We start from the raw sequence: 23,481 nt of genomic DNA on the forward strand, positions 1-23,481 counted from the left end.
CGATGGTGCGCGCGGTCTGGAACGGAACGGTGCTGGCGGAGGCGCCGTGGACGGTGCGGGTCGAGGGCAACCACTACTTCCCGCCGGAGTCGGTGCGCCGGGAGAACCTCGCGCCGAGCGGGAGCAGGACGCTCTGTCCGTGGAAGGGCGTCGCCAGCTACTACCACGTGACCACCGACCACGGCACGCTGCCGAACGGCGCCTGGTACTACCCGCACCCCAGCCCGCTGGCCCGGCGGATCAGGAACCACGTCGCCTTCTATGGAGAGGTGCGGATCGAGGGCGAGCCCGAGCCGCGCACCGACCGCCGGCGGGGTCCGCTGCGCCGGCTGCTCCGCCGAGGCCGGCCGGCGTGACCCGGCGCGTTCCCGACCTGCTGGTGATCGGCGGCGGCACCGCCGGGATCCTCGCGGCCAGGACGGCCGCCGGCCTCGGCGCCCGGGTGGTGCTCGTCGAGCGCGACCGCACCGGCGGGGACTGCCTGTGGACCGGCTGCGTGCCGAGCAAGGCGCTGCTCGCCGCGGCCGGCACCGCGCACCGGATGAGCACCAGTGGGCGGTTCGGGATCGCGCCGGTGGAGCCGGTGGTCGACTTCGCCGCGGTGCTGGCCCACGTGCGGGCGGCGATCGATCGGATCGCGCCCGCCGACTCCCCGGCCGCGCTGGCCGACTCCGGGGTCGAGGTCCTCCGAGGCGAGGCCACCTTCGTCGGCCCGAGGGAGGCGCGGGTGGGCGAGCGGGCGTTGCCGTTCCGGCGGTCGGTGGTGGCCACCGGCTCCTCGCCCGCGCTGCCCCCGGTGCCCGGGCTGGCCGGGATCGACCCGCTCACCAGCGACACCGTCTGGGACCTGACCGAGCTGCCGCGGCGGCTGGTCGTGGTGGGTGGCGGGCCGGTCGGCTGCGAGCTCGGGCAGGCCTTCGCCCGGCTGGGCACCGAGGTGACGATCGTCGAGGCCGCCGAGCGGCTCCTGCCGAACGAGGAGCCGTTCGTGGGCGAGGCGCTGGCCGCGGCGCTGGCGGCGGAGGGGGTGCGCGTGCTCACCTCGACCACGCTCACCGCGGCCGCCCCGGCCGCCGGCGGCGTACGGCTCGACACCGCGGGGCCGGACCCGCTGCGCGCCGACCGGGTGCTGGTGGCCACCGGGCGCCGCCCCGGCACCGCCGGCCTCGACCTTCCCTCCGCCGGGGTGCGGACCGGCGAGCGCGGCCACGTGGTGGTGGACGACCGGTTGCGCACCAGCAATCCGCGCGTCCTGGCCGCCGGCGACGTCACCGGGCGGCTGCCGTTCACCCACGTGGCCGGGGTGCACGGGAGCGTCGCGGCCACCAACGCGCTGCTGGGGCCGCTCCGGCGGGTCGACCACGAGCGGATCCCCTGGGTCACGTTCACCGACCCCGAGGTGGCCCGCGTCGGGCTGACCGAGGCCCAGGCGCGGGCCCGGCACGGAGACCGGGTGCGGGTCCGCCGGGTCGACCACGCCGACGTCGATCGCGCGGTCACCGAGGACGCCACCCGCGGGTCCACCCACGTGGTGCTCGACGGCCGGGGTCGGGTGCTCGGCGCGACCGTCGTGGCACCGCGTGCCGGGGAGGTGATCGCGGAGCTGACCGGCGTGCTCGCCCGGGGCGGCCGGCTCCGCGACCTGGCCGGCGTCACCCACCCCTACCCCACGTGGAGCGACGGGGTGTGGTCGGCGGCGGTGGCGGAGGCGACGTCGGCACTGCGCACACCGGTGGCCCGCCGCCTCGGCCGGCTGCTGCTGTGGTGGCGCCGTCACGGGTGAGCAGCGGCCTATGCTGGAGCTCTCGGTCGGCGAGGAGGCCGAACATGGCACGGCACAGGGTGCTGCTGGTCCGGGAGTGGGACGAGCAGCTGTCCGGGTCGGGCTGCTGCGGGCGGCTCGGCAGCGAGGCGATCAGCACCGTGCGCGAGCGCGCGGCGGACCCCTACGCCCACACCCGGGCCGGGATGGCGCGGGCGGGCGCGGTGTATCGGGCGCTCCGGGAGGCGTTCGGGGAGGACAGGCTCGACGTCGCGGTCGTCGACCCGCGCAACACGGTGTGGCTGCTGCCCGCGGTGTGGCGGGACGCCCGGCGGCGCGGCCTGTCCCCGTGGGTCGCCCTGCGGAGGCTCAACGCCGCGACGACGGCCGGGGCCCTGGTCTGCGACGGCGTCGTGCTGGCCACCGACCCCGAACCCGAGCGGGCCGTGGCCCTGGTCCGGGCCGACCTGGTCGGCGCGACCCGCTAGACGTCGTCAGGATGCGACCAAGGAAGGCAACGCCGTGACCCGGTCCGAGCCGAGACCACACCCGACCCGGCCCGGCGGGACGACACCGAGGAGCGAGCGGTTGCCGGTGTGGCGCGTGGGGCTCACCGGTGGGCTCGTGGGCATCCTGTGCTGTGTCGGACCCACCGTGCTGGCCCTGCTCGGCGTGGTCAGCGCCGGCACCGCCTACGCGTGGGCCACCACCCTCTACGACCACCACGCGTGGTGGTTCCGGCTCGGCGGTCTCGTGGTGCTGATGCTGCTGGTGTGGGTCACGCTGCGCCGGCGTCAGCAGTGCAGCATCGCCGGCGTGCGCCGGTGGCGGTGGCGACTGGCCGGCGTCCTCGGCGTCGCCGTCGCGACCTACCTCGCCCTGTACGCGCTGACCACCTGGCTGGGCACCGTCGCCTGACCGCCCGCCGCGAGCAGGACGGCCTAGGCCCGGCCGCAGTCAACGTCGGCAACGTCGGTTGGATGGCCCCGGTGGGACGTTCGTTCGGGTGGGTCGCAGTACCGCCCGGGTGGCGAGCACCGCCTGCAGCGCCGCCGCCGGGCGGAGCACCACCGGCCGCGGTGGGTCGATCATGTGGCCGCGTCGGACACCGAGTGCGGTGACCGCGAGCACCGGCAGGGGCCAGGCGAGCGACGCGGCGGCGCGGATCCGCGGGTCCGGCTCGTGCCGCAGCGCCAACCAGGTCCAGAACGCGGCGTCGGCCAGCGAGTCGGCGGCGGCGCCGAACCGTGACTCGGTCCCCAGCCGCCGGGCGAGCATCCCGTCGGCGAGGTCACTGACCAGCGCCAGCGCGGGCACCCACCGGCCGGTGGCGAAGGTGGGCAGGTTGGCCCTGGCCAGGGTGACGGCGTCGGCCCCACCGAGCGAGCGCCGCCGCTCGAGCAGGCCGAGGTGGCCGGCGGCGAGCGCCCAGCTCATCAGCGTCCACTTCGGAGCAGTCCACCGTGGCGTTCGTCCGGGTACCCCCGCGGCGAGCGCCGCGAACGCCAGGTGCAGCGCGCACACCTCGGCCAGTGCCCGCGGCCGGGCCCGCGCCTGGCGCAGCGACCGCAGCGTCGCGTCGAGGACGAACCGGGCCCACGCCCGGGGTCGCCAGTGTCCGGCGGTCAGGCCGGCCAGCAGCGCGTCGGTGGCGGCACGACTGCTCGGCTCGTCGAGCAGCCCGTACCGCCGCACCGCGGATCCTGACCGCGCCACCACCATCACCCGAGGAGTCAGCCGGCGAGGTCGGCGAGGCTGGTGGCGTCCCGGATGTCGATGTGGGCGTAGCGAACAGTGATCCAACCCTGGCGCTCGAAGTCCTTGAGGATCTTGTTCAGCGACGGCCGCTGCACCCCGAGCATCGCGGCCAGGGCGCGTTGCGGCAACGGCACGGTCCCGTCGGTGGCCTCGTCCAGCAGCAGCCGGGCGACCTGCTCGGTCAACGACCGACCGAGCAACCCGATGATCCGCTGCTGGCTGGTCGCCAACCGCTGCGCCACACTGGACAGCCACCGACGCGCGATCGGTGGCCGGGCGACCAGCAGCCGCTCGAAGTCCGGGGCGTCGAGGAACAGCGCGGTGCACTCCTCCAACGCCCGCGCCGTGTAGGGCAACGGCATGTCCAGCAGGTACTCGATGTCGCCGTCGACATCCCCCGGCCGCAGCACGTGCACCACCGCCCGCCGCCGGCCGGAGCCTACCGCCAACTCGACCCGGCCGTGCCGCACGATCCACACCCCCTCCGCGCCGGCGCCACCGCGGAACAGCACCGCGCCCCGTTCGTAGCCGCGCACGTGCAGCCCGCTGGCCAGGGCCGCCAGGTCGTCCTGCGCGAGCGGCGCGTCCGCGCCCCGACCCACGCACCGGGCCACCCACGCCGCCTGACGAATCGCCATCTCGGCGGCCGGACCGGGACCGAGCAACCGCGCCGTCGACTCCAACGCACCGGTCAGCCTGGACAGTCCCACTCCCCCATCCTGTCAGCCAGCGCACACGTTCGCGAGAACGAATGTCGGGACGCTGACACTCCGCCTCCCCCGGACCGGTGAACCGCACCCCTTGACCGGGCGGTTGGCCCGGCGCGGGGGCGAGAACCCGGCCGAACGCGGGTTTTCTCGACACCGTCCCACGCGGGCGTTCGGCGTCGATCAGGTGGAGCAGTGATGGACCGTAGGACATTTCTGACCCGGTTCTCCGCGGTCGCGGCAGCGGGGTTCCTGCTCCCGCGGTCGGCGGCGGAGCTGGGGCCCCGCGGCGCGCACGCCGGCGGGGAACCGGTGCGGGACCTGCCCGAGATCCGCGGCGCCAGCGGGGTGCTGGACCACCGGATCGATCTCGCGGCGACCCAGGTGCGGCTGCGGGACCGGGTGCTCACCCTGGATGCCTACAACGGTCAGGTGCCGGGGCAGGTGCTGCGGATCCGGCCCGGCGACACGCTGCGCATCCTGCTGCGCAACCTGATGCGCCCGATGGGCATCCCGCTCAACCGGCTGCCCCCGCTGTGCGCGTCCCACCCTGGCGGGACCCCGGACACCACCGGGCCGCCGGACAGCGCGCTGGGCTGCGTGCCGCACGCACTGGGCGAGCTCTACCACGGCGACACGCTCGTGCAGACCATGCTGGCCACCAACCTGCACACGCACGGCCTGCAGGTCTCCCCCAGCGGCGACAGCGACAACGTCTTCGTCCGGATCGACCCGCTCGGCTCCCACCAGTACTCCTACGACATCCCCGCCGACCACCCGGCCGGGCTGCACTGGTACCACCCGCACTTCCACGGCTCCACCAGCCACCAGGGCTGGGCCGGCCTGTCCGGACCCATCGTCGTGGAGGGCGACATCGACGCCGTGCCCGAGATCGCCGACATGCGCGAGCGCATCCTGGTGTGCAACGAGCTGTGGGTCGGCGACGACACCGGCGAGGTACCCACCACCCTGGTGATCCCCACCGGCGGGCCGGTGCCATTCAACGGCTTCCCGGCGATCCCGAGCAGCATGTACTTCACCGTCAACGGCCAGCTCCTGCCCGAGATCCACCTCCGGCCCGGCGAGACCCAGCGCTGGCGGGTACTCAACGCCGCCCCGCACCGCGCGCTGTGGCTGCACGTCGAAGGCCACACCCTGCACCAGATCGGGCAGGACGGAATCCCGTTCGACCGGCCCCGGCCGCGCTCGGACATCATGCTCACCGCCGCCAACCGCGCCGAGTTCGTCATCCAGGGCGGCGCGCCCGGCCGGTACCGTGTCCACGCTCCCGCCTACGACCAGGGCCATCCCGGCGGCGCCCGGCCCTCCGTCCAACTGGCCACCCTGGTGGTCGCGGGCCCACCGGCCACCGGTCGCGTCCCCACCCGCCTGGTCGACCCGCCCCGCATGCCCGACCTCCCGGTCGCCCACCACCGCGTCCTGCGCTTCTCCGGCGACATCTCCGGCCGCCACGGCATCGGCGTGCGCTTCTTCATCGACGGCAAGGAATACCACCACGACCGTATCGACCAGCAGGTCGAGGCCGGCACCGTCGAGGAGTGGACGATGGTCAACGAGGACGTCTTCCAACACCCCATCCACATCCACGTCAACCCGTTCCAGGTCACCGACGTCCGCGGCATCCCACCCGGTGATACCTCGTGGGCCCCGCCCGACCCGACCGTGTGGTGGGACACCTTCCGGCTGCCGCCGCGCGGTCGGTTCACCCTGCGCACCCACTTCCGGCCCGATCTCACCGGAAAGACGGTGTTCCACTGCCACATCCTCCCCCACGAGGACAACGGCATGATGGGAAACCTGCTCATCACCCCGCCCGAGAAGGGCTCCTGACCATGGGCCGTCGCTTCCTCGCCGCCACCTGCCTCACCGCGGCCGTGCTACTCGGCACCAGCGGCGCGACCGCCGCCGACCACGAAGAACGACCCGGCAACCAGCCGCTGACCAACGACCACGTCTACGTGCTCACCCAGCAGCACCGGGACAACCTGCCCTGGTGGAACGGAACCTGGCTGCCGCAGACCGTCCCCAGCGGAGCGCACCTGCAGCTCCAGCTCCCCAGCGACCCGATCCGCTGGATCCCCGACCCCGAGTGCGCGCCCAGCCCACTGCTGGGCCTGGTGCCCACCTGGGTGCTGCCGCTCCGGGCCACGATCACCCCCACCGGCCGGCGCACCCTCCCCAGCCCGGGCCGCATCACCGGCAGCTCCGCGATCTCGGTGTTCGACTACACCGTCGACGGACTCGGCATCGCCGCCGTCTGCCTGCGCCCCCACCCCGTCCCCGACGACCCGGGCGTTCTCGGCTTCCCCGCCGGCACACCGCCCTTCTACGTCGCCACCGTCGTCGTCGGCGTCCCCCAGCTCACCCTCCCCTGAGTCTCACCGCTTCTCGGCGACGATCAGCGCGTAGCCGAGGAGACCGTCGGCGACCCCCCGCCGGGCCAGCGCGGTGTAGCGCAGCACCGCCGCGACGTCCACACCGGCCGCGGCGAGACGGTCGGCCGCGGTCATCCGCAGCAGCCGCAGCCGGGCCTCGATCTCGTCGATCATCGTGAGCAGCGCGTCGTCGTGCGCCTCGGTGTGCCCGACCCGCAGGCCGGCGCGGTCGAGGATGGCGGCGTACTCCGCGACCGGGCGGGCGTCGGCGACGCAGGCCACCCACGCGGCCAGCGTGCTGAGCTCGGCCGGCAGCGCGCCCGCGGTGACGACGTCGGTGATCCCGACCCGCCCTCCGGGGCGCAACACCCGAGCGAGCTCGGCGGCCGCCGTCGCCTTGTCCGGGAAGGTGCAGAACGCGCACTCGCACACCACGGCGTCGACCGCACCGTCCGGCAACGGGATCCGCTCGGCGTCGCCCACCCGGAACCGCACGGCGTCGGCCAGCCCGGCCGCCGTCGCCGCGGCCCCCGCCTTGTCCACTGTGGATTCGGAGAGGTCGATGCCGGTCACCGTGGCGCCGTACTCCGTGGCGAGCAGTCGCGCGGTGGCACCCGGCCCCGCGGCCACGTCGAGCACCGGCGTGCCCGGCCGCAACCCCAGCCGGTCGGCCAGCCGCCGGGTGAGCGCGAGGCCGCCGGGGTGGTAGGACTCGCCGAGCAGTAGCGCCACGGCGTCCGAGCCGTAGGACGCCGCGCAGCACGCCTTGATCTCCGCGGGCCCGCTCACCGGTCTCACCGCTCCACCGCCGGGCGGCCGACGTTGGTGCCGTCCGGGGCGACCGCCCGGCCGTGCCCGTTGCCGGTCGCGGCCACCTTCGACCCGTACGGCGAGTCCACCAGCAACGGCCGCAGCTCGACCGCGTTGGGCACCACGTCGGCGACCGGCACCCCGGACATCCGCTCGCGCACCTGCTCCCGGTAGCCCACGGAGTTGTAGGCGCAGAACGGGATCATCCGCCCGTCCGGGGTGATCTCCTCCACGCAGCACTTCATCAGCTGCTTGACGTTGAGCGTGTACGGGTCCTGGAAGTCCTGCACCACGATCATGAACGCCCGGTCGGTGAGGTCGGCCAGCGCGTCCGGCAGGTTCACCCCGCACGCGTCGGCGCAGTCGAGCGCCTCGGCCGCCGCGCGCAGCCGGTCCTCGGTGGTCGCGGTGCCCATGAACGCCGAGGCGCTCCACAACTTCTCCAGCGCCTCCCGCACGGCGTAGTCGGGCACCACGCGGTTGGACACGTAGTCGAGATAGTCCTCCACCCGCAGCAGCCGGGGGATCGGCACGATGCCGAAGTCCGGTGTGCCCGGCGTGCCCTCGGTGAGCAGGTAGGTGATCGACCGGCAGGTCGGGAAGCAGCACGGCACCGGGAAGAAGTCGTCGACGCGGAACCAGTCCGGGCGCTGGGCGGCGACCAGCTCGAGGACGTCGGAGTTGGTCAGCCGGGTCAGCGGGTCGAACTCCCCGTGCCGGCCGGAGTGGGTCACCGGTTGGAACGACACCGACCGCACCGCGGGGTGGGCCAGGCCGAACTCGACGATGTCACCCAGCTCGTGCTCGTTCAGCCCGCGCTCGACCGCCGCCACCAGGGTCACCGTCAGGCCCGCCTCGGCGCAGTGGTCCAGCGCCCGCCGCTTGTGCTCGCGCAGGTCGCGGCCGCGGATCTCCCGGTGGGTGCGCTCGTCGAACCCGTCGAACTGCAGGTAGATGTTGATCGACTTGCCGGCGCGGCCGTTGCGCTCCCCCAGCGCGGCGACGAACCGGCGGTCGGTCGCCAGCCGGATGCCGTTGGTGTTGAGGTTGACGTTGCGGATCGGCCGCTCCTGCGCCAGGTCGACGAACGCCAGGATGTCCTTGTGGATGGTGGGCTCGCCGCCGGAGAACATCACCACCTCGGCCTCGCCCTCGGACTCGACGAACACGTCGAGCATCCGCGCGCACTGCTCACGGGTGATCGAGTAGCCGCCTGCGTGGTGCCCGGAGTCGGCGAAGCAGATCGGGCAGTCCAGGTTGCAGTTGGTGTTCACCTCGATGATCCCGAGGCAGGCGTGCTGCTTGTGCTCGGGGCACAGGCCGCAGTCGGAAGGGCAGCCGTCCCGCACCTCGGTCTGGAAGGTCAGCGGGATGGTGCCCGGCTTGTTGAACCGCTGCGACGCCAGGTACGCCCGCGCGTCGCCGTAGACCAGCGCCTCGAACCACCCGTGCTCGCGGCAGCGCTTGCGCAGGTACACCTTGTCGTCCCGGATGTTGACCTGCGCGTCCACCACGACCTTGCACACCGGACAGATGCTCTTCGTGTACTCGACGAACACCTCGTTCCGGTCCCGCTTGCGCTCCACCATGCGCCACTCCCGCCGAACGTCCGAATCACCGTGGCTCCACTCCAGCAGCGATCGTCGCGGGCCGCAGTGCGAGTGTCAGCGCGCGGACGGGTTCCGGAACCGGGTCACTGCTCGTGGTCGGCGGCCGACGCGGAGGTGATGCGCGCGCAGTTGGCGAGTGCGGTGGCGTTGTCGGCGGCCAGCGACCGGGCCAGGTGCACCAGCTCGGCCACCCGCGGGTCGGCGACCCGGTAGTGGGCGAACCGGCCCTGCCGGCGTACCTGGACGTAGCCGCAGTCGGCCAGACAGCCCAGGTGGGTGGAGACCCGGCCCTGGGACAGCCCGATGTGCGCGACGCACTCGGTGACGGTGTGCTCGGCGTCGAGCAGGAACTCCAGCAGCCGCAGCCGCGCCGGGTCGCCCAGCGCGCGGAAGAACTTGGCCACCGTCGCCACGCCGTCCGGCTCGGCGGGCAGCAACGTCGGCTCCGACTTCGCGGCCATCTGCTCACCATCCTGCGTTCCGGTACATGCGGACAGTCGGATCCTAGGTTAACGTGTTCACATTCGCTGAAGCGGATATGTCTGAGTGGGCTGGCGGACGACGGAAGGGCGCGGAATGCGATACGACCTGGCGGTGATCGGCTCGGGTGCGGGCGGGTTCGCGGCGGCGATCGCGGCCCGCACCCGGGGCCGGACGGTGGTGATGATCGAGCGCGGGACGGTCGGCGGCACCTGCGTGAACACCGGGTGCGTGCCGTCGAAGGCGCTGCTGGCCGCGGCGGAGGCCCGCCAGGTCAGCCTGGTCGACCGGTTCCCCGGCCTCGACGTCGCCCCGTTCGGGGTGGACCTGCCCCGCCTGCTCGGGGCGAAGCGCGACCTGGTGGGCGCGCTGCGCGCGGAGAAGTACACCGACCTCGCCGCCGAGTACGGCTGGGACATCGTCGCCGGCAGCGCCCGGTTCGACACCGAGGGACTGGACCCGGTGCTGCGGGTCGACCTCACCGCCGGCGGCTCCCGCACGGTGACGGCCGAGCACTACCTGATCGCCACCGGCTCCACCCCGGAGGTGCCCCCGATCGAGGGCCTGGCCGAGTCCGGGTATCTGACCTCGACCACCGCGATGGAGCTGGACACGCTGCCGGCGTCGATGCTCGTCGTCGGGGGCAACGCGGTCGGGCTGGAGCAGGCCCAGCTCTGGCACCGCCTCGGCGTCGACGTCACCGTCGTGGAGGTGGCCGACCGGCTCGCGCCGACCGAGGAGCCCGAGGTCTCCGCGGCCGTGCGCGAGGCGTTCACCCGCGAGGGCATCCGGGTGGTCACCGACGCCGACCTCACCCGGGTCGAGGCCGACCCGACCGGCTACCGCGCGACGCTCGCCGGCACCTCCAGCCAGCCGCGGGCCGAGCGACTGCTGATGGCCACCGGCCGCCGGCCGGTCACCGCTGGGTTGAACCTGGCCGCCGTCGGGGTGAAGACCGGGCCCCGCGATGCGGTCGTGGTCGACGGCCACCTCCGCACCGGCAACCCGCGGATCTGGGCCGCCGGGGACGTCACCGGCCATCCGCAGCTCGTCTACGTCGCCGGCGCCCACGGCACCCTGGTGGTGGACAACGCCTTCGCCGACGCCCGACGCGTCCTGGACTACCACCACCTGCCCAGGGTGACCTTCACCAGCCCGGCGATCGCCGCAGCCGGGCTGACCGAGGCCCAGGCCGTCGAGCGGGGGCACCGGTGCGAGTGTCGTGTCCTGCCGCTGGAGCACGTGCCGAGGGCGCTGGTCAACCGCGACACCCTCGGCCTGGTCAAGCTCGTCGCCGACCGCGACACCGGCCGCCTGCTCGGCGCGCACACCGTCGCCGACGGCGCCGGCGAGATGATCGCCACCGCGGTGTACGCGCTCGCCCACCGCATGACCGTCCACCAGATGGCCGAGCTGTGGTGCCCCTACCTGACGATGGCCGAGGGGATCAAGCTCGCCGCCCAGACCTTCACCCGCGACCCGGCCACGCTGTCGTGTTGTGCCTCCTGAGCCCTCCTGAGCACCCGGGCCGCTCGGTACGACGATGGAGGCGATGCCATGACCAGTACGGAGTTGATGACGGTGGGGGAGCTCTCCCGGCGCACCGGCGTGCCGATCAAGACCCTGCGCCAGTACACGGACTGGGGCATGGTCTACACCGTCGGCCGCAGCGCCACGAACTATCGCCTCTTCGACACCGACGCGCTCTGGTGCGTCCATCTGATCGGCCAGCTGCGCGGCCTCGGGCTGACGGTGGCCGAGATCCGCGAACTGGCCGGCGCCGGGGCACCCGTCGCTCCCCGCCTGGCCGAGCTGCTGCGGGTGTCCCGGGCACGGCTGGACCAGCGGATCGCCGAGTTGCGCCGGACCCTGCGGCGGATCGACGAGTTCGAGGCCGCCCACCACGCGGAGCTCACCGGCCGGGACGATGCCTGCTGGGCGGGCGATCCCCGCTGTGCGGCGAACGGTTGACCCTCGTCGACGCCGGATGTGGCCTGAGTCTCACTCGGCCTCCGCGGTGGAGAATACTGAGACATACTGTCGCACATACCCGCGGTACCACCACGGTGGCCCGCGGCGCCCCGCCACCGACGCGACGGAGGTTCGTGGTGCTGGCCTACGAACGGATCGGCCCCGGCGAGCCGCCGACCCTCGATCGCGGCGACGCGCCCACTCCCCCACGCCACGGCGGATCCGCCACCGGAAGGAGCCTCGTGCCATGAGCGGCAACCACTTCGACGTGCTCGTCATCGGCGCCGGCGTCTCCGGCATCGGCACCGCCTGCCACCTGGTCCAGCAGTGCCCCGGCAAGACCTTCGCCATCCTCGAGCGGCGCTCGGCGATCGGTGGCACCTGGGACCTCTTCCGGTACCCGGGCATCCGGTCCGACTCCGACATGTACACCTTCGGCTACCGGTTCCGCCCCTGGCGGGGCACCAAGGTCCTCGCCGACGGCCCCAACATCCGCGCCTACCTCGAGGACACCGCGGCCCGGTACGGCGTCACCGAGCACATCCGCTTCCGCCGCAAGGTGACCAGGACCAGCTGGTCGACCCGCGAGGGACTGTGGACGGTGGAGGCCACCGACGAGACCACCGGCGAGGTCGAGGTCTACACCAGCCGGTTCCTGGCCGGCTGCACCGGCTACTACGACTACGACGCCGGCTACCGGCCCACCTTCCCCGGCGAGGACCGCTTCACCGGGCGGATCGTCCACCCGCAGCACTGGCCCGAGGACCTCGACTACCGCGGCAAGCGGGTGGTGGTGATCGGCAGCGGCGCCACCGCGGTCACGCTGGTGCCGGCCATGGCCCGCGACGCCGAGCACGTCACCATGCTGCAGCGGTCGCCGTCCTACATCATGCCGATCCCCGAGCACGACCCGATGGCGACGGCCCTGCGGCGGCTCGGCGTGCCGGCCGGGCTGGTCTACCGGCTCGGCCGCGCCCGCAACATCGCCCTGCAACGCGCGGTGTTCGTACTGTCCCGGTCGCTGCCGACGCTGGTCCGCCGGGTCCTGCTCGCGGTGGTCCGCGGCCAGCTCGGCTCGCGCGTCGACCCGCGGCACTTCAGCCCGTCCTACAACCCGTGGGACGAGCGGCTGTGCGTGGTCCCCGACGGCGACCTCTTCCGGTCGCTGCGCAGGGGCGAGGCCTCCGTCGTCACCGACCACATCGACACCTTCACCGAGAAGGGCGTCCGGCTGAAGTCCGGCGAGGAGCTCCCCGCCGACATCATCGTGACGGCGACCGGGCTGGTCATCCAGATCGGCGGCGGCGCCACCATCGAGGTCGACGGCGAGCCGGTCGCCACCCGCGAGCGGGTGATCTACAAGGGCGTCCTCATCGACGGCGTGCCGAACGCCATGTTCGTCATCGGCTACACCAACGCGTCCTGGACGCTCAAGGCGGACCTCGCCGCCGAGTACTTCTGCCGGCTGCTGCGGCACATGGACCGGCACGGCTACACGCAGGTGGTGGCCCGTGCCCGGCCCGACGACCGGGCGGAGGAGTCGGCCATGGGCAGCGCCCTGCGGTCCGGCTACATCCGCCGCGGCGACGCGGTGATCCCGCGGCAGGGAACGCGCAAGCCGTGGAAGGTCCTCAACGACTACTACCGCGACGCCGTGCTGCTGCGGCGCGGCCGGATCGAGGACGGTGTCCTGCGGTTCGGTCGCACCGCCGCCCCCGGAGCGCGACCCGCGGAGCCGGCCCGGCCGGTCGGGATCGGAGCCGGGACCGACAGGTCCACTGTGGACGCCTCGAGCCAACCCGGTGGCTGAGGTGTGCCGCCGGGTGGACCCCGACCGCGACTCCGACCACGACTCCGGGCGACAGGATCGGCGCCGGGTCCGCTGGCACGACCACAACGCCGAGCGCCGCCGCCAGGTGCTCGACGCCGCGGTCGCGGTCATCGAGGCGCAGCCACCCGGGACGGAGCCCAGGGTGCAGCGGATCGCGGAGCGGGCCGGCATCGGGCGGACGGTGGTCTACCGGCACTTCACCGGCAAGGCCGACCTGCACCGCGCGCTGCAGGCACACATCGTGGGCATGATGCGTGGCGCCGTCGAGCCCAGCATCAGCTTCGCCGGCAGCGTCCAGGAGATCATCGGGCGGATCGTGACCGCCTACGTCGACTGGGCCGCCGCGCATCCCCACCTCTACCTGGTGATCGAGCGCGAGCTCGGTGACGGGCTGCCCGGCGAGCTGGTCAGCACGCTCCGGGCCGCGGCCACCGCGTTCGGCGACCTCGTCCGGGCCGGCGCCGGCCGGTTGGGCGTCCCCCTCGACGACGCGCAGTCGGCCACCGTGGACCTTCTCGTGGTCGGCATCATCGGGCAGGTCCGCGGCACCGTGGGCCACTGGGTCCGCGAGCGCGGCAGCGGGGCCACCGCGGCCGAGCTGGCCGCGTTGCTCAGCCGGTCGATCTGGTTCCAGCTCGACGGCTTCGCCAGAACCCTCGGCGTCACCCTCGACCCGACCCAGCCCCTCACCCGGGTCGCCACCCCCGCCTGAGTCGCTCGGCGGTGGTCGAGCGCCCTCGCTCCTATACTGCGCGGGTGGGCCGGAGCGCGAAGTTCACCGAGGACGACTTCCTCGACGCCGCCTTGTCGCTCCTGGCCGAGGGCGGCACCGGCGCGGCCACGATCACGAAGGTCGCCGAGCGGATGGCGGCACCGGTCGGGTCGGTGTACCACCGGTTCGCCTCGCGCGACCTGCTCCTCGCCCGGCTGTGGGTACGGACGGTCCGCCGGTTCCAGCACGGCTACCTGGAGCGGCTGACCGACGACGACCTGGACGTGGCGGCCACCGGCGCCGCGCTGCACGTCGTGCGCTGGGCGCGGGAGCATCCCGCCGAGGCGCGCGTCCTGACGCTGTACCGGCAGCAGGACCTCGTGGCCCGCTGGCCGGACGAGCTCGACCCGGAACTGTCCACACTCAACGACGCCGCCACCGCCGCGGTGCGCCGGCACGCCCGCCGGCGGTACGGGCGCGCCGACGCCGCCTCCGTGCGCCGGGTCTCCTTCGCGATCGTCGACGTGCCGTACGCCGCCGTCCGGCCGCACCTGCTCGCCGGTGAGGCCCCACCCGCGATGCTCGACGCGATGGTGGTCACCGCCTGCCGCAGCGTCCTGGCCGCCGGCAGGGCCCGCCGCTGACCCCACTCGGGTGAGCTCGCCCGCACCGCCTTCCCGAGATCCTTGGCGACATCGATACTAGAATCTTACTTCTAGAATAGGAGACGGAATGGCTGTGCTGAACACCCACGAGCGCCGGCTTCCCGGCAGCGCGGCGGAGGTCGGAGCACTCCTCGACTCGCTGGCCAGCGGGGACGACCGGCTGTGGCCCCGGGACCGCTGGCCGGCGATGCGCTTCGGCCGCCCGCTCGGGGCCGGAGCGGCCGGCGGGCACGGCATGGTGCGGTACACGATCGACAGCTACGTTCCCGGCCGGTGGATCCGGTTCACCTTCACCCGACCCACCGGGTTCCGCGGCTTCCACGAGTTCACCGTCCACGAGAACGGCCACGGCGCGACGCTGCGACACACGATGGCCGTGCGGCTGTGCGGCAGCGGCCGGCTGCTCTGGCCGCTGCTCTTCCGGTGGCTGCACGACGCCCTGCTGGAGGACTGCCTCGACCGCGCCGAGCTGGCCGTCACCGGGCGGGTACCCGATCCGGCGCGGTGGAGCCCGATGGTGCGAGCGCTGCGGCACCTCGCCCTGCGCACGAACGCGCGCCGCACACCACGGCCGGCCCGGCCGGTTCGCACCCACTGATCGGAGCCAGCACACCCGGCACGGGGAATCGCTCACCGCCTACCGGAAGGTGGCGGCCCCGCTCCCCGTTGACACCGAGCGCGCCGCCAGCGCCCTGGACGCCGGGAGTACCGGGTGGCGCTCGCCTGGTAGAACACCGGCTACCACCAGCCGCCGCATCCCAGCTCCGCGCGGTGAGACCCCGCCCGCGGCCAGGGCGGTCCCGGTGCCCCTCGCCGCCGACATCCGGTGAGCGCCGATCACGACGTGACGAGCAGGAGCAGCGGCAACGCGGCGGCCAGCGCGACGCTCATGACGGCGTTGGCCACCCGGTACTCCGCGACCATCGCGGCGAACTCGCGGAGCACCGCGGTGGGCAGGTAGTAGCGGGCGGTGCGCGACCCGACGGCCGCCGCGCGCAGGCCGAGGTGGCGGGTGAGGATCGCCGCCCTGAGCACGTGGAAGTTGCTGGTCACCACCAGCAACCGGGGGTCGGGCCGGCCGGTCGCCCGCGCCACCAGCTCCGCGCCGTAGCGCAGGTTCTCCCTGGTGGTCGTCGCCCGGTCCTCCACCAGGATCCGCCCCGCGGGGACGCCGCGCTCGACGAGATAGGCGGCCATGGCCTCGCCCTCGGCGACCTCCTCGTCCGGGCCGCGCCCGCCGGACGGGACCACGAACGGGTCCCGCCCGGCGGCGACCTCCTCGCGGTACGCGGTGGCCGCCCGGTCGAGCCGGGCGGCCAGCAGCGGCGGCACCCGCGCGCCGAGCAGGCCGGACCCCAGCACGACGATGGCGTCCGGCGCCCCGCGGTGCCGGATCCGGCCGTACACCACCGAGTACAGCAGGAACCCGGTGAAGAGGAACCCCAGGTAGCTGGCGACCAGGCACACCGACAGCACCGCGACGAGGAACCACGGCCCGCCGGCGGCGACCGCCACCACGAGGAGCGCGGCGAGCGCGAGCATGCCCAGCCCCGCCAGCAACGGCAGGTTGTCGACCACCCCTCTGCCCTCGCGGCGGATCAGGACCACACCGTTGGCCACCAGGAACCCGGTCAGCACCAGGAACCCGAGCGGCGCGGACAGCACCACCACCATCAGCACGAAGGGAATGACGCGCAGCCCGGCGTCGGCCGACTCCTGCCACACCCACAACGTGCCGAACAGCAACGCCACCAGCAGGTAGACACCGTTGCCGAACCGGCGCCGGTCCCGCCGGACGCCGCGCGCGAACATGCCGGCGGCGGCCAACGCCGGCACCAGCAGCAGGAGGTGGAGGTCGTGCACGAAGGCAACGTAGAGTAGCCGGCCGCGCGCCGCAGGTCGATGGTCACGGCCGGCCGTGGGGCCGGGTGCCGCCCCGGACGGCACCCGGCCCCACGGAACGGGTCAGCGGTTGAGGTAGGACACCGACAGCAGGGCGTTCGGCGAGCCGGTCCTGATGTCGGTCAACACCCCCTTGGTGGCGTTGCCGACCAGCGCGTCCCGGACCTGCCGCGGGTCGCCGCCACCGCGCGCGGCCAGGTGCAGCGCGGCCGCACCGGCCACGTGCGGGGTGGCCATCGACGTCCCGTTGTTGGCCAGGGTCGCCGTGTCGCCGGTGTGCCACGCCGAGGTGATCGCGGTGCCCGGCGCGAACAGGTCCAGGCAGCGGCCCCAGTTCGACGACACGCTCTCGCCACGCCACACCGACCGCCGGTCCCGCTGGTCCGAGGCGCCCACGGTGATGGCCTGCGGCACCCGCGCCGGGCTGGTCCGGCACGCGTCCTGGCCGGAGTTGCCCGCGGCCACGGCCAGCGTGACCCCGGCCGCGACGAGGTTGCGCGCGGCGGTGTCGACGGAGCCGCTGGCCGGCCCGCCGAGGCTCATGTTCGCCACGGCCGGTCCCCTGGCGTGGCGGGCCACCCAGTCCATGCCACCGATGATCTGCGACCACGAGCCGGTACCCGCGCAGTTGAGCACCCGGACGCCGACCAGGCGCACGCTCTTGGCCGCGCCGTAGGTCGTGCCGCCGACCGTGCCGGCCACGTGCGTGCCGTGGCCGTTGCAGTCGGTGGCGTCGGTGTCGTTGTCGATGAAGTCGTAGCCGGACCGGGCCCGGCCGCCGAACTCCCGGTGGGTGGTGCGGATCCCGGTGTCCAGGATGTAGGCGGTCACGCCGCGCCCCGCGCTGTCCGGGTAGGTGTAGTCGCCGCTCAGCGGCAGCCTCGGTTGGTCGATTCGGTCCAGCCCCCACGTCGGGTTCCGCTGGGTGCCGACCGCCTCGGCGCGGCCGTCGACCTCCACGGCGGACACCCGGGGATCGGCGGCGAGTCGGCGGGCGTCGCGCTCGGGCATGGCGACGGCGAAGCCCCGCAGCACCGTGTCGTAGGTCCGCTCGACCCGGCCGCCGTAGTCGGCCGCCAGCGCACCGGCGGTGCTGGCCACCGCCTGGGTGCGCACATCACCGTCGCGCAGCACCACGATGTACCGGTCGGGAATGGCACCCGCGACGCCGGCGCCGAGGATCCGCCCGGTGTCGGCCGCCGCGGAGGGAACGCCGGTCGCCATCCCGGCGAGGGCACCGGCCACGGCCAGCACCCCCGCGCGGACGAGCCCTCGACGCGACCGCTGTTGTGCACGCATCAGCACTCCATTCGCTCGCAGGGAGTGGCCGCGGGGCAGGGAGTCGATCACTGGCGGCCACCTGCCCCTCACTGTCGCCGGCACGCGGAGGGCGAACAATCGAGGCAACGACCCGTAGGGCTACGTATCTATTCACGACCGCGGTGACCTGCGAAAGAAGGTAGGCGAGCGGTTCCGGGCGGCTTATGCTGCGGTGATGATCACCGCCCCGACGGTGACCGTGCGGACCAGCTCACCGGTGCTGGTGGGCCGGGCCGAGGAGCTGCGCGCGTTGCGCGAGCTGGTGCCCCGCCCCGGCTCGGTGACGTTCGTGGAGGGCGAGGCCGGGGTCGGCAAGACCCGGCTGGTCGGTGAGGCACTGGCCGGACCGGAGCTGGCCGGGTGGTGCCGGCTCGTGGGGTACTGCCAGCCGCTGCGCGAGCCGTTCCCCTACGGTGCCGTCCTGGAGGCACTGCGCGGCGTCGACGAGCACCGGATCAACGCCGCCGGGCTCACCGCGGTCGCCGGCTCGCTGCGCCCCTACCTTCCCGAGCTGGCCTACCTGCTGCCCGAGCAGCCGGTGCCGCTCGGCGACGCCGGAGCCGAGCGGCACCGGCTCTTCCGCGCGGTGCGCGAGCTGCTCGGCGCGCTGGGTCCGGCCGTGCTCGTCGTCGAGGACGTGCACTGGGCCGACGACGGCTCCCGGCAGCTGCTGCGGTTCCTCACCGCCGACCCGCCCGGGACGCTCGGCACGGTGCTGACCTACCGCCCCGAGGACAGCCCGGGTGGAATCCCGCTGGGTGGTGCCTTCCGGCCCAGTCCCGCCCGGCCCGGCGCGTTCGGCCAGGGGGCGGACCCGGTCAGCGCCACCATCCGGCTGCGACCGCTCGACGTGGCCGGCGTGCGCGGCATGGCGGCGGCCATCCTCGGCGACGCGGCGGTCACCGCCGAGCTCGCCGGGCTGCTGCACGAGCGCACCGCGGGAATCCCGTTCGTGGTGGAGGAGGCGTTGCGCGCGCTGCGCGACCCCGGCGGGGGCGTGCACCGCGACGTCACCGCCGTGCGCCGGTTGCTGGAGCCGGCCGAGGTGCCGGTGCTGCTGCGCGAGGCGATGTTGGAGCGGCTCGCCCGGCTCCCGCTGCCGGCCCGGCGGATCACCGAGGCGGCCGCCGTGCTCGGCGTGCCGGCCGGGTCGGCGCTGCTCGGCACGGTCGCGGCGCTGCCCGCCGAGCGCGCGCGGACGGCGCTGACCCGAGCGGTGCACGCCAACGTGCTGGTGGAGGTGGCCGACGCCCGGTACGGCTTCCGGCACACGCTGGCCCAGCAGGCGGTCTACCGCACCCTGCCCGGCCCGGAGCGGGAGCGGCTGCACCGGAGGGCGCTCGCCGCGTTGCGCGCCGTCGAGCCGGCGCCGCTGGTGCAACTGGCCGAGCACAGCCGCAGGGCAGGACTGTCGGGCGACTGGCTGCGCTACGCCGAGGCCGCGGCCGACCGGGCGATCGGCGTCGGTGACGCCGCCATCGCGATCGCCTCGCTGCGCGAGCCGCTCGCCGAGCCAACCCTTGCTCCCTCCGATGTGGACAGACTGGCCGGGAAGCTCACCCGGATCGCGGCCAACGGCCTCGGCCAGCACGAGGTGGCGGACACCCTGGAACGGCTGCTGGCCGACCGGCGGCTCGGCGACACCGTGCGCGGCGAGGTCCGGTTGACCCTGGGCCTGCTGCTGATCCGGCAGGCCGGCGGGCTCGAGGCGGGCCGGGCAGAGATCGAGCGGGCCGTGCGCGACCTCGCCGACCGCCCGGACCTGCGGGCCAAGGGCATGTCCGTGCTCGCGCAGCCGTTCGTCGGCAGCACGCCGCTGTCCCAGCTGCTGCCCTGGATGGCCGAGGTGGACGCCGCGATCGCCACCGCCGGCGAGGACCTGGTGGCCACCAACCTACTGGCCAACAACCTGGCGGCCTGGGTGCACATCGGCGACCCGCGGGGGTGGCGGATGGTGCCGCGGCTGCCGGTGCGGGTGCGCGACCGCGAGGAGCAGCGCTACCTCGCCAGGGCGCACTGCAACCTGGCGGACGCGTGCGCGTGGATCGGCCACTACGACCGGGCGTACGGCTTCCTGCGCAGCGGCATGCGGTTGGCCGTCGACAGCGGTGCGCCGTTCGTGGCCAGCACCGCGCGGTCCACCCAGGCGCACCTGGACTGGTTGACCGGCACCTGGGACGGGCTCGGCGAACGGGCGGCCCGGCTGCTCGACGAGTACCGCGACCTGCACCCGGTGGCCAGCGAGCTGTCGTTCGTGCTCGGCGCGCTCGCCGTCGCGCGCGGGGAATGGCACCGGGCCGCCGAGCACTTCGCGCACACCGGCGTCGCCGACCCGGACAACGCCGTCACCCCGGTCGTGCTGGCCACGCACGCCGCAACCGCCCGCATGCTGGTCGACCAGGAGGACTACCCCGCGGCCGCGGCCGAGTGCGACGCGGGGCTGGATCGGTTGCGGCACAAGGAGATCTGGGCGTGGGCCGGCGAGCTGGCGCCGGCCGCGGTGGACGCGTACTGCCGCGCCGGCCGGGAAGCCGACGCCGTGGCGCTGGTGGAGGAGCTCGCCGCCGGCGTCGCCGACCGGGACGCGCCCGCCGCGGACGCCGCGCTGCTGCTGTGCCGGGGCATGGTCGCCGCGCACCGACGCGAGCACGCCGTCGCCGAGCCGCTGCTCGACCGGGCCCGCGCGGCCTACGCCGAGCTGCCGGCCCGGTACTTCGCGGCGCTGGCCGCCGAGCGGCTGGCGCGGTGCCGGGTGAACGCCGACGACGCGTCCGCCGCGACACTGCTCACCACCGTGGCCGCGACGTTCGACACGCTCGGCGCGACCCGGGACGCCGCCCGCTGCCGCCACCTGCTGCGGTTGCACGGTGCCGGGCCGCGGTCCCGGCGCGGCCGGCGCGGGTACGGCAACGAGCTGTCCCCGCGCGAGTTCGACGTCGCCCGGCTGGTGGCCGCCGGCCGGACCAACCGGGAGATCGCCGAGGTGCTGTTCCTGTCCCGGCGCACGGTGGAGCAGCACGTGGCACGGGTGCTGCGCAAGCTGGGGCTCGGCTCCCGGGGCGAGCTGCGCGGCGACACGCTGTCCCGAATGGCACCGCGGTAGTCCCGGCGAATCGCCCGCGGGAAGGCCCGACTTTGGTGGTCTAGACCTCTGATCGGCACCCGGAGCACCGTCGGGACTTGTGGTCTAGACCACAAGTGTCCGCCTTCCCACACCGCAGGGGAGCAGCCCATGAGACGCGTACCGCACCGGCTCGCCCGCACCGCCGTCGTGGCCCTGCTGGCGATCGGCACGGCGGTGGCCGTGGCCACGCCGGCCCGCGCCGCCGGGAACCTGCGAGCCGAGTTCACCCTCGCCGGCACCGCCGGCCAGTACACCGTGACCAACACCGGCGGCGCCGCGGTCACCGGGTGGAGGATCACCTTCGAGCTGCCCACCGGCGTCACCGCGACCAGCGGCGAGCACGCGACGGTGAGCCAGTCCGGCACCCGGGTCACCCTGACCCCCGCGTACTACATCGACACGCTGCGGCCGGGCCGGTCGACCCACCCCTACAACCCGACGTTCCGGCTCAGCGCGCCCGCGGAGCCGAGCAACTGCCGGGTGGACGACGCCCACTGCGACGGCTCCCCGGACACGCCGCCGGCGGCGCCGGCGAACCTGCGCGTCACCACGGTCACCACCACCGCGGTCGGCCTCGCCTGGGACGCCGCCCGACCCGGCTCGCTGCCGGTCGAGCGGTACGAGGTGTACCGGGACGGCACGCTCGCCCTGTCCACACCGGGAACCGGCGGCACGGTGACCGGGTTGACCCCGAACACCGAGTACACGTTCACCGTCCTCGCCAGGGACCGGAAGGGCACCGCGTCGCCGGCGAGCACGCCCCGCACGGTGCGCACCAACGACCCCGCCGACGACACCCGGCCACCCACCGCGCCGAGCGGACTGCGCGCGATCGCGGCGGAGTCGACCAGCGCCACGCTCGGCTGGACCGCGGCGACCGACGACACCGGCGTGGTCGCCTACGACGTCCACCGGGACGGGCAGCTCGCCGCCACGGTCACCGGCACCTCGGCCGTGGTCACCGAGCTGGCACCGGCCACCCGCTACACGTTCACCGTGCGGGCCAGGGACGGCTACGACAACGTCTCCCCCGCCAGCGCTCCGGTGACGGTGACCACGAAGGACGTCGTCACCGGGCACGCCAAGGTCGGCTACTTCGTGCAGTGGGGCATCTACGGCCGCCAGTACTTCGTCCGCAACCTGGACACGACCGGCGCGGCGGCCCGGTTGACCCACCTCAACTACGCGTTCGGCAACATCGACCCGGTCGAGCTGACCTGCCTGCAGGGCGTCACCAAGGGCGTCTCGCCCGATCCGCAGGACCCGAACCAGGGTGACGGCGCCGGCGACGCCGAGGCCGACTACGCCCGGCCGATGTCGGCCGCCCAGTCGGTGGACGGCGTGGCCGACACCGGGTGGGAGAAGCTGCGCGGCAACTTCAACCAGCTGCGCAAGCTCAAGGCCAAGCACCCGCACCTGAAGGTGTTGATCTCGCTCGGCGGGTGGACCTACTCGAAGTACTTCTCCGACGTGGCCGCCACCGACGCCGCGCGCAAGAAGTTCGTCAGCTCCTGCATCGACATCTACATCAAGGGCAACCTGCCCGTGTACAACGGCGCCGGTGGCCCGGGAGTCGCCGAGGGCATCTTCGACGGGATCGACCTCGACTGGGAGTGGCCGGGCGCCGAGGGGCATCCCGGCAACCACGTGCGCCCCGCCGACAAGGTGAACAACACGCTGCTGATCGCCGAGTTCCGCCGGCAACTCGACGAGCTGGGCGCGCGGACCGGCCAGCGGTACCAGCTCACCGCGTTCACCCCGGCCGACCCCGCCAAGATCGACGCCGGCTGGGAGCTGGCGAAGGTGGCCCGCCACCTGGACATCGTCAACGTCCAGGGCTACGACTTCCACGGGTCGGGCAGCGACAACTCGTGGGAGCCGGGCCGGACCGGGCATCAGGGCAACCTGCACGTCGACCCGGACGACCCCTACGACGTCGAGTTCAGTGTGGACGGCGCGGTCGACGCCTACCTCGCCGCCGGGGTCCCGGCGCGCAAGCTCACCATCGGGCTGGCGTTCTACGGCCGCGGCTGGCAGGGCGTCGCCGACGGCGGCCGGCGCGGCGAGTGGCAGGCCGCCAACGGCGCGGCGCCGGGCCAGTTCGCCGAGGAGGCCGGCACCCGCGGCTACGCCAACCTGGTGGCGAGCGTGCCGAACTGCGCGGTGCACCACGACGAGGTCGCCGTGGCCACCTACTGCTACACCGGCGACGGCGGGCAGTGGTGGACGTTCGACGACACCTGGTCCATCGCCCGCAAGACCGCGTGGCTGCGGGAGAAGGGGCTGCTCGGCGTGATGATCTGGGAGATGTCCGGCGACACCGGCGCCCTGATGGGCGCGGTGCACACCGGCCTGCGCTGAGCCGGGCTCACCACCCGGCAGCGGCGGCAGCCGGGTGGTGAGCCCGGCGGGCCCGGCCGGCGCACGTCGGGG

Annotated in this window: 21 protein-coding genes; 14 read left to right on the forward strand and 7 right to left on the reverse strand. The window is 74.1% G+C overall.

Annotated elements, in window-relative coordinates; all coding sequences use genetic code 11:
- Positions 1-2 precede the first annotated feature (2 nt).
- From BM051_RS27105 to BM051_RS27120, 4 genes are all read left to right on the forward strand, one after another.
- The gene (locus BM051_RS27105; RefSeq protein ID WP_092536564.1) at positions 3-356 is read left to right on the forward strand and encodes a DUF427 domain-containing protein; all 354 of its coding nucleotides are present in this window, start codon (positions 3-5) and stop codon (positions 354-356) included.
- On the forward strand, positions 353-1,783 hold the full coding sequence (locus BM051_RS27110) for a dihydrolipoyl dehydrogenase family protein (protein WP_208325871.1): 1,431 nt from the start codon (positions 353-355) through the stop codon (positions 1,781-1,783). The genes BM051_RS27105 and BM051_RS27110 overlap by 4 nt, the downstream gene beginning before the upstream one ends.
- 44 nt (positions 1,784-1,827) lie before the next feature.
- Entirely contained in the window at positions 1,828-2,250 is a 423-nt protein-coding gene (locus BM051_RS27115; RefSeq protein WP_092536567.1) for a hypothetical protein, read from the forward strand.
- Between the two features lie 106 nt (positions 2,251-2,356).
- Entirely contained in the window at positions 2,357-2,680 is a 324-nt protein-coding gene (locus BM051_RS27120; RefSeq protein ID WP_243859380.1) for a hypothetical protein, read from the forward strand.
- Between the two features lie 39 nt (positions 2,681-2,719).
- Here BM051_RS27120 and BM051_RS27125 read toward each other — a convergent pair whose 3' ends face one another.
- Both BM051_RS27125 and BM051_RS27130 read right to left on the reverse strand, forming a co-directional pair.
- Positions 2,720-3,478 (reverse strand): CDP-alcohol phosphatidyltransferase family protein, encoded by a 759-nt coding sequence (locus BM051_RS27125; RefSeq protein WP_208325870.1) that lies wholly within the window; start codon positions 3,476-3,478, stop codon positions 2,720-2,722.
- 17 nt (positions 3,479-3,495) lie between these two features.
- A complete protein-coding gene (locus BM051_RS27130; protein ID WP_243859322.1) occupies positions 3,496-4,230 on the reverse strand; it encodes a Crp/Fnr family transcriptional regulator in 735 nt (244 codons plus the stop codon).
- A gap of 195 nt (positions 4,231-4,425) precedes the next feature.
- On the opposite strand from BM051_RS27130, the gene BM051_RS27135 reads away from it, so the two are divergent.
- Positions 4,426-6,078, forward strand: coding sequence for a multicopper oxidase family protein (locus BM051_RS27135; protein WP_092536576.1), 1,653 nt, complete (start codon positions 4,426-4,428; stop codon positions 6,076-6,078).
- A gap of 2 nt (positions 6,079-6,080) precedes the next feature.
- Complete coding sequence (locus BM051_RS27140) at positions 6,081-6,623, forward strand: hypothetical protein (RefSeq protein ID WP_092536579.1); 543 nt, start codon at positions 6,081-6,083, stop codon at positions 6,621-6,623.
- A gap of 3 nt (positions 6,624-6,626) precedes the next feature.
- Here the strand turns inward: BM051_RS27140 and BM051_RS27145 are convergent, their stop codons facing one another.
- From BM051_RS27145 to BM051_RS27155, 3 genes are all read right to left on the reverse strand, one after another.
- A complete protein-coding gene (locus tag BM051_RS27145) occupies positions 6,627-7,412 on the reverse strand; it encodes a class I SAM-dependent methyltransferase (protein WP_092536582.1) in 786 nt (261 codons plus the stop codon).
- Between the two features lie 5 nt (positions 7,413-7,417).
- Positions 7,418-9,022: a radical SAM protein gene (locus BM051_RS27150; protein WP_092536585.1), complete on the reverse strand. Its 1,605-nt coding sequence runs from the start codon at positions 9,020-9,022 to the stop codon at positions 7,418-7,420.
- 104 nt (positions 9,023-9,126) lie between these two features.
- Positions 9,127-9,504, reverse strand: coding sequence for an ArsR/SmtB family transcription factor (locus BM051_RS27155; RefSeq protein ID WP_092536588.1), 378 nt, complete (start codon positions 9,502-9,504; stop codon positions 9,127-9,129).
- Between the two features lie 115 nt (positions 9,505-9,619).
- On the opposite strand from BM051_RS27155, the gene merA reads away from it, so the two are divergent.
- The 6 genes from merA to BM051_RS27185 all read left to right on the forward strand — a co-directional run bounded on the left by merA (position 9,620) and on the right by BM051_RS27185 (position 15,300).
- Positions 9,620-11,032 (forward strand): mercury(II) reductase, encoded by a 1,413-nt coding sequence (gene merA / locus BM051_RS27160; protein WP_092536591.1) that lies wholly within the window; start codon positions 9,620-9,622, stop codon positions 11,030-11,032.
- A 48-nt stretch (positions 11,033-11,080) separates the two neighbouring features.
- A complete protein-coding gene (locus BM051_RS27165; RefSeq protein WP_243859321.1) occupies positions 11,081-11,494 on the forward strand; it encodes a MerR family transcriptional regulator in 414 nt (137 codons plus the stop codon).
- A 247-nt stretch (positions 11,495-11,741) separates the two neighbouring features.
- Positions 11,742-13,304 carry a flavin-containing monooxygenase gene (locus BM051_RS27170; RefSeq protein ID WP_092536594.1) on the forward strand — a complete coding sequence of 521 codons (1,563 nt, stop codon included), beginning with the start codon at positions 11,742-11,744 and terminating at the stop codon, positions 13,302-13,304.
- A gap of 13 nt (positions 13,305-13,317) precedes the next feature.
- On the forward strand, positions 13,318-14,037 hold the full coding sequence (locus BM051_RS27175) for a TetR/AcrR family transcriptional regulator (RefSeq protein ID WP_166677633.1): 720 nt from the start codon (positions 13,318-13,320) through the stop codon (positions 14,035-14,037).
- 44 nt (positions 14,038-14,081) lie between these two features.
- Entirely contained in the window at positions 14,082-14,681 is a 600-nt protein-coding gene (locus BM051_RS27180; RefSeq protein WP_134046000.1) for a TetR/AcrR family transcriptional regulator, read from the forward strand.
- An 88-nt stretch (positions 14,682-14,769) separates the two neighbouring features.
- The gene (locus tag BM051_RS27185; RefSeq protein ID WP_092536603.1) at positions 14,770-15,300 is read left to right on the forward strand and encodes a hypothetical protein; all 531 of its coding nucleotides are present in this window, start codon (positions 14,770-14,772) and stop codon (positions 15,298-15,300) included.
- Positions 15,301-15,539: 239 nt separating this feature from the next.
- Here the strand turns inward: BM051_RS27185 and BM051_RS27190 are convergent, their stop codons facing one another.
- Together BM051_RS27190 and BM051_RS27195 are read right to left on the reverse strand one after the other, a co-directional pair.
- A complete protein-coding gene (locus tag BM051_RS27190) occupies positions 15,540-16,565 on the reverse strand; it encodes a YdcF family protein (protein ID WP_243859319.1) in 1,026 nt (341 codons plus the stop codon).
- Positions 16,566-16,667: 102 nt separating this feature from the next.
- Positions 16,668-17,903, reverse strand: a complete 1,236-nt coding sequence (locus BM051_RS27195) for a S8 family peptidase (protein ID WP_092536606.1) — start codon at positions 17,901-17,903, stop codon at positions 16,668-16,670.
- 196 nt (positions 17,904-18,099) lie between these two features.
- Between BM051_RS27195 and BM051_RS27200 the strand changes: the two genes are divergently transcribed.
- Positions 18,100-21,027, forward strand: a complete 2,928-nt coding sequence (locus tag BM051_RS27200) for an ATP-binding protein (RefSeq protein WP_243859318.1) — start codon at positions 18,100-18,102, stop codon at positions 21,025-21,027.
- A 129-nt stretch (positions 21,028-21,156) separates the two neighbouring features.
- Positions 21,157-23,409: a glycosyl hydrolase family 18 protein gene (locus tag BM051_RS27205; RefSeq protein ID WP_092536609.1), complete on the forward strand. Its 2,253-nt coding sequence runs from the start codon at positions 21,157-21,159 to the stop codon at positions 23,407-23,409.
- The last annotated feature ends 72 nt before the right edge of the window (positions 23,410-23,481 follow it).

This window comes from Amycolatopsis arida (assembly GCF_900115565.1).
GTDB classification, from domain to species: Bacteria; Actinomycetota; Actinomycetes; order Mycobacteriales; family Pseudonocardiaceae; genus Yuhushiella; species Yuhushiella arida.

Coding starts and splice junctions, on each gene's coding strand:
- BM051_RS27165 (WP_243859321.1), top strand. CDS start 11,081: ATGACCAGTACGGAGTTGATGACGGTGGGGGAGCTCTCCCGGCGCACC.
- BM051_RS27135 (WP_092536576.1), top strand. CDS start 4,426: ATGGACCGTAGGACATTTCTGACCCGGTTCTCCGCGGTCGCGGCAGCG.
- BM051_RS27155 (WP_092536588.1), bottom strand. CDS start 9,504: ATGGCCGCGAAGTCGGAGCCGACGTTGCTGCCCGCCGAGCCGGACGGC.
- BM051_RS27205 (WP_092536609.1), top strand. CDS start 21,157: ATGAGACGCGTACCGCACCGGCTCGCCCGCACCGCCGTCGTGGCCCTG.
- BM051_RS27185 (WP_092536603.1), top strand. CDS start 14,770: ATGGCTGTGCTGAACACCCACGAGCGCCGGCTTCCCGGCAGCGCGGCG.
- BM051_RS27150 (WP_092536585.1), bottom strand. CDS start 9,022: ATGGTGGAGCGCAAGCGGGACCGGAACGAGGTGTTCGTCGAGTACACG.
- BM051_RS27115 (WP_092536567.1), top strand. CDS start 1,828: ATGGCACGGCACAGGGTGCTGCTGGTCCGGGAGTGGGACGAGCAGCTG.
- BM051_RS27140 (WP_092536579.1), top strand. CDS start 6,081: ATGGGCCGTCGCTTCCTCGCCGCCACCTGCCTCACCGCGGCCGTGCTA.
- BM051_RS27105 (WP_092536564.1), top strand. CDS start 3: ATGGTGCGCGCGGTCTGGAACGGAACGGTGCTGGCGGAGGCGCCGTGG.
- BM051_RS27170 (WP_092536594.1), top strand. CDS start 11,742: ATGAGCGGCAACCACTTCGACGTGCTCGTCATCGGCGCCGGCGTCTCC.
- merA (WP_092536591.1), top strand. CDS start 9,620: ATGCGATACGACCTGGCGGTGATCGGCTCGGGTGCGGGCGGGTTCGCG.
- BM051_RS27200 (WP_243859318.1), top strand. CDS start 18,100: ATGATCACCGCCCCGACGGTGACCGTGCGGACCAGCTCACCGGTGCTG.
- BM051_RS27195 (WP_092536606.1), bottom strand. CDS start 17,903: ATGCGTGCACAACAGCGGTCGCGTCGAGGGCTCGTCCGCGCGGGGGTG.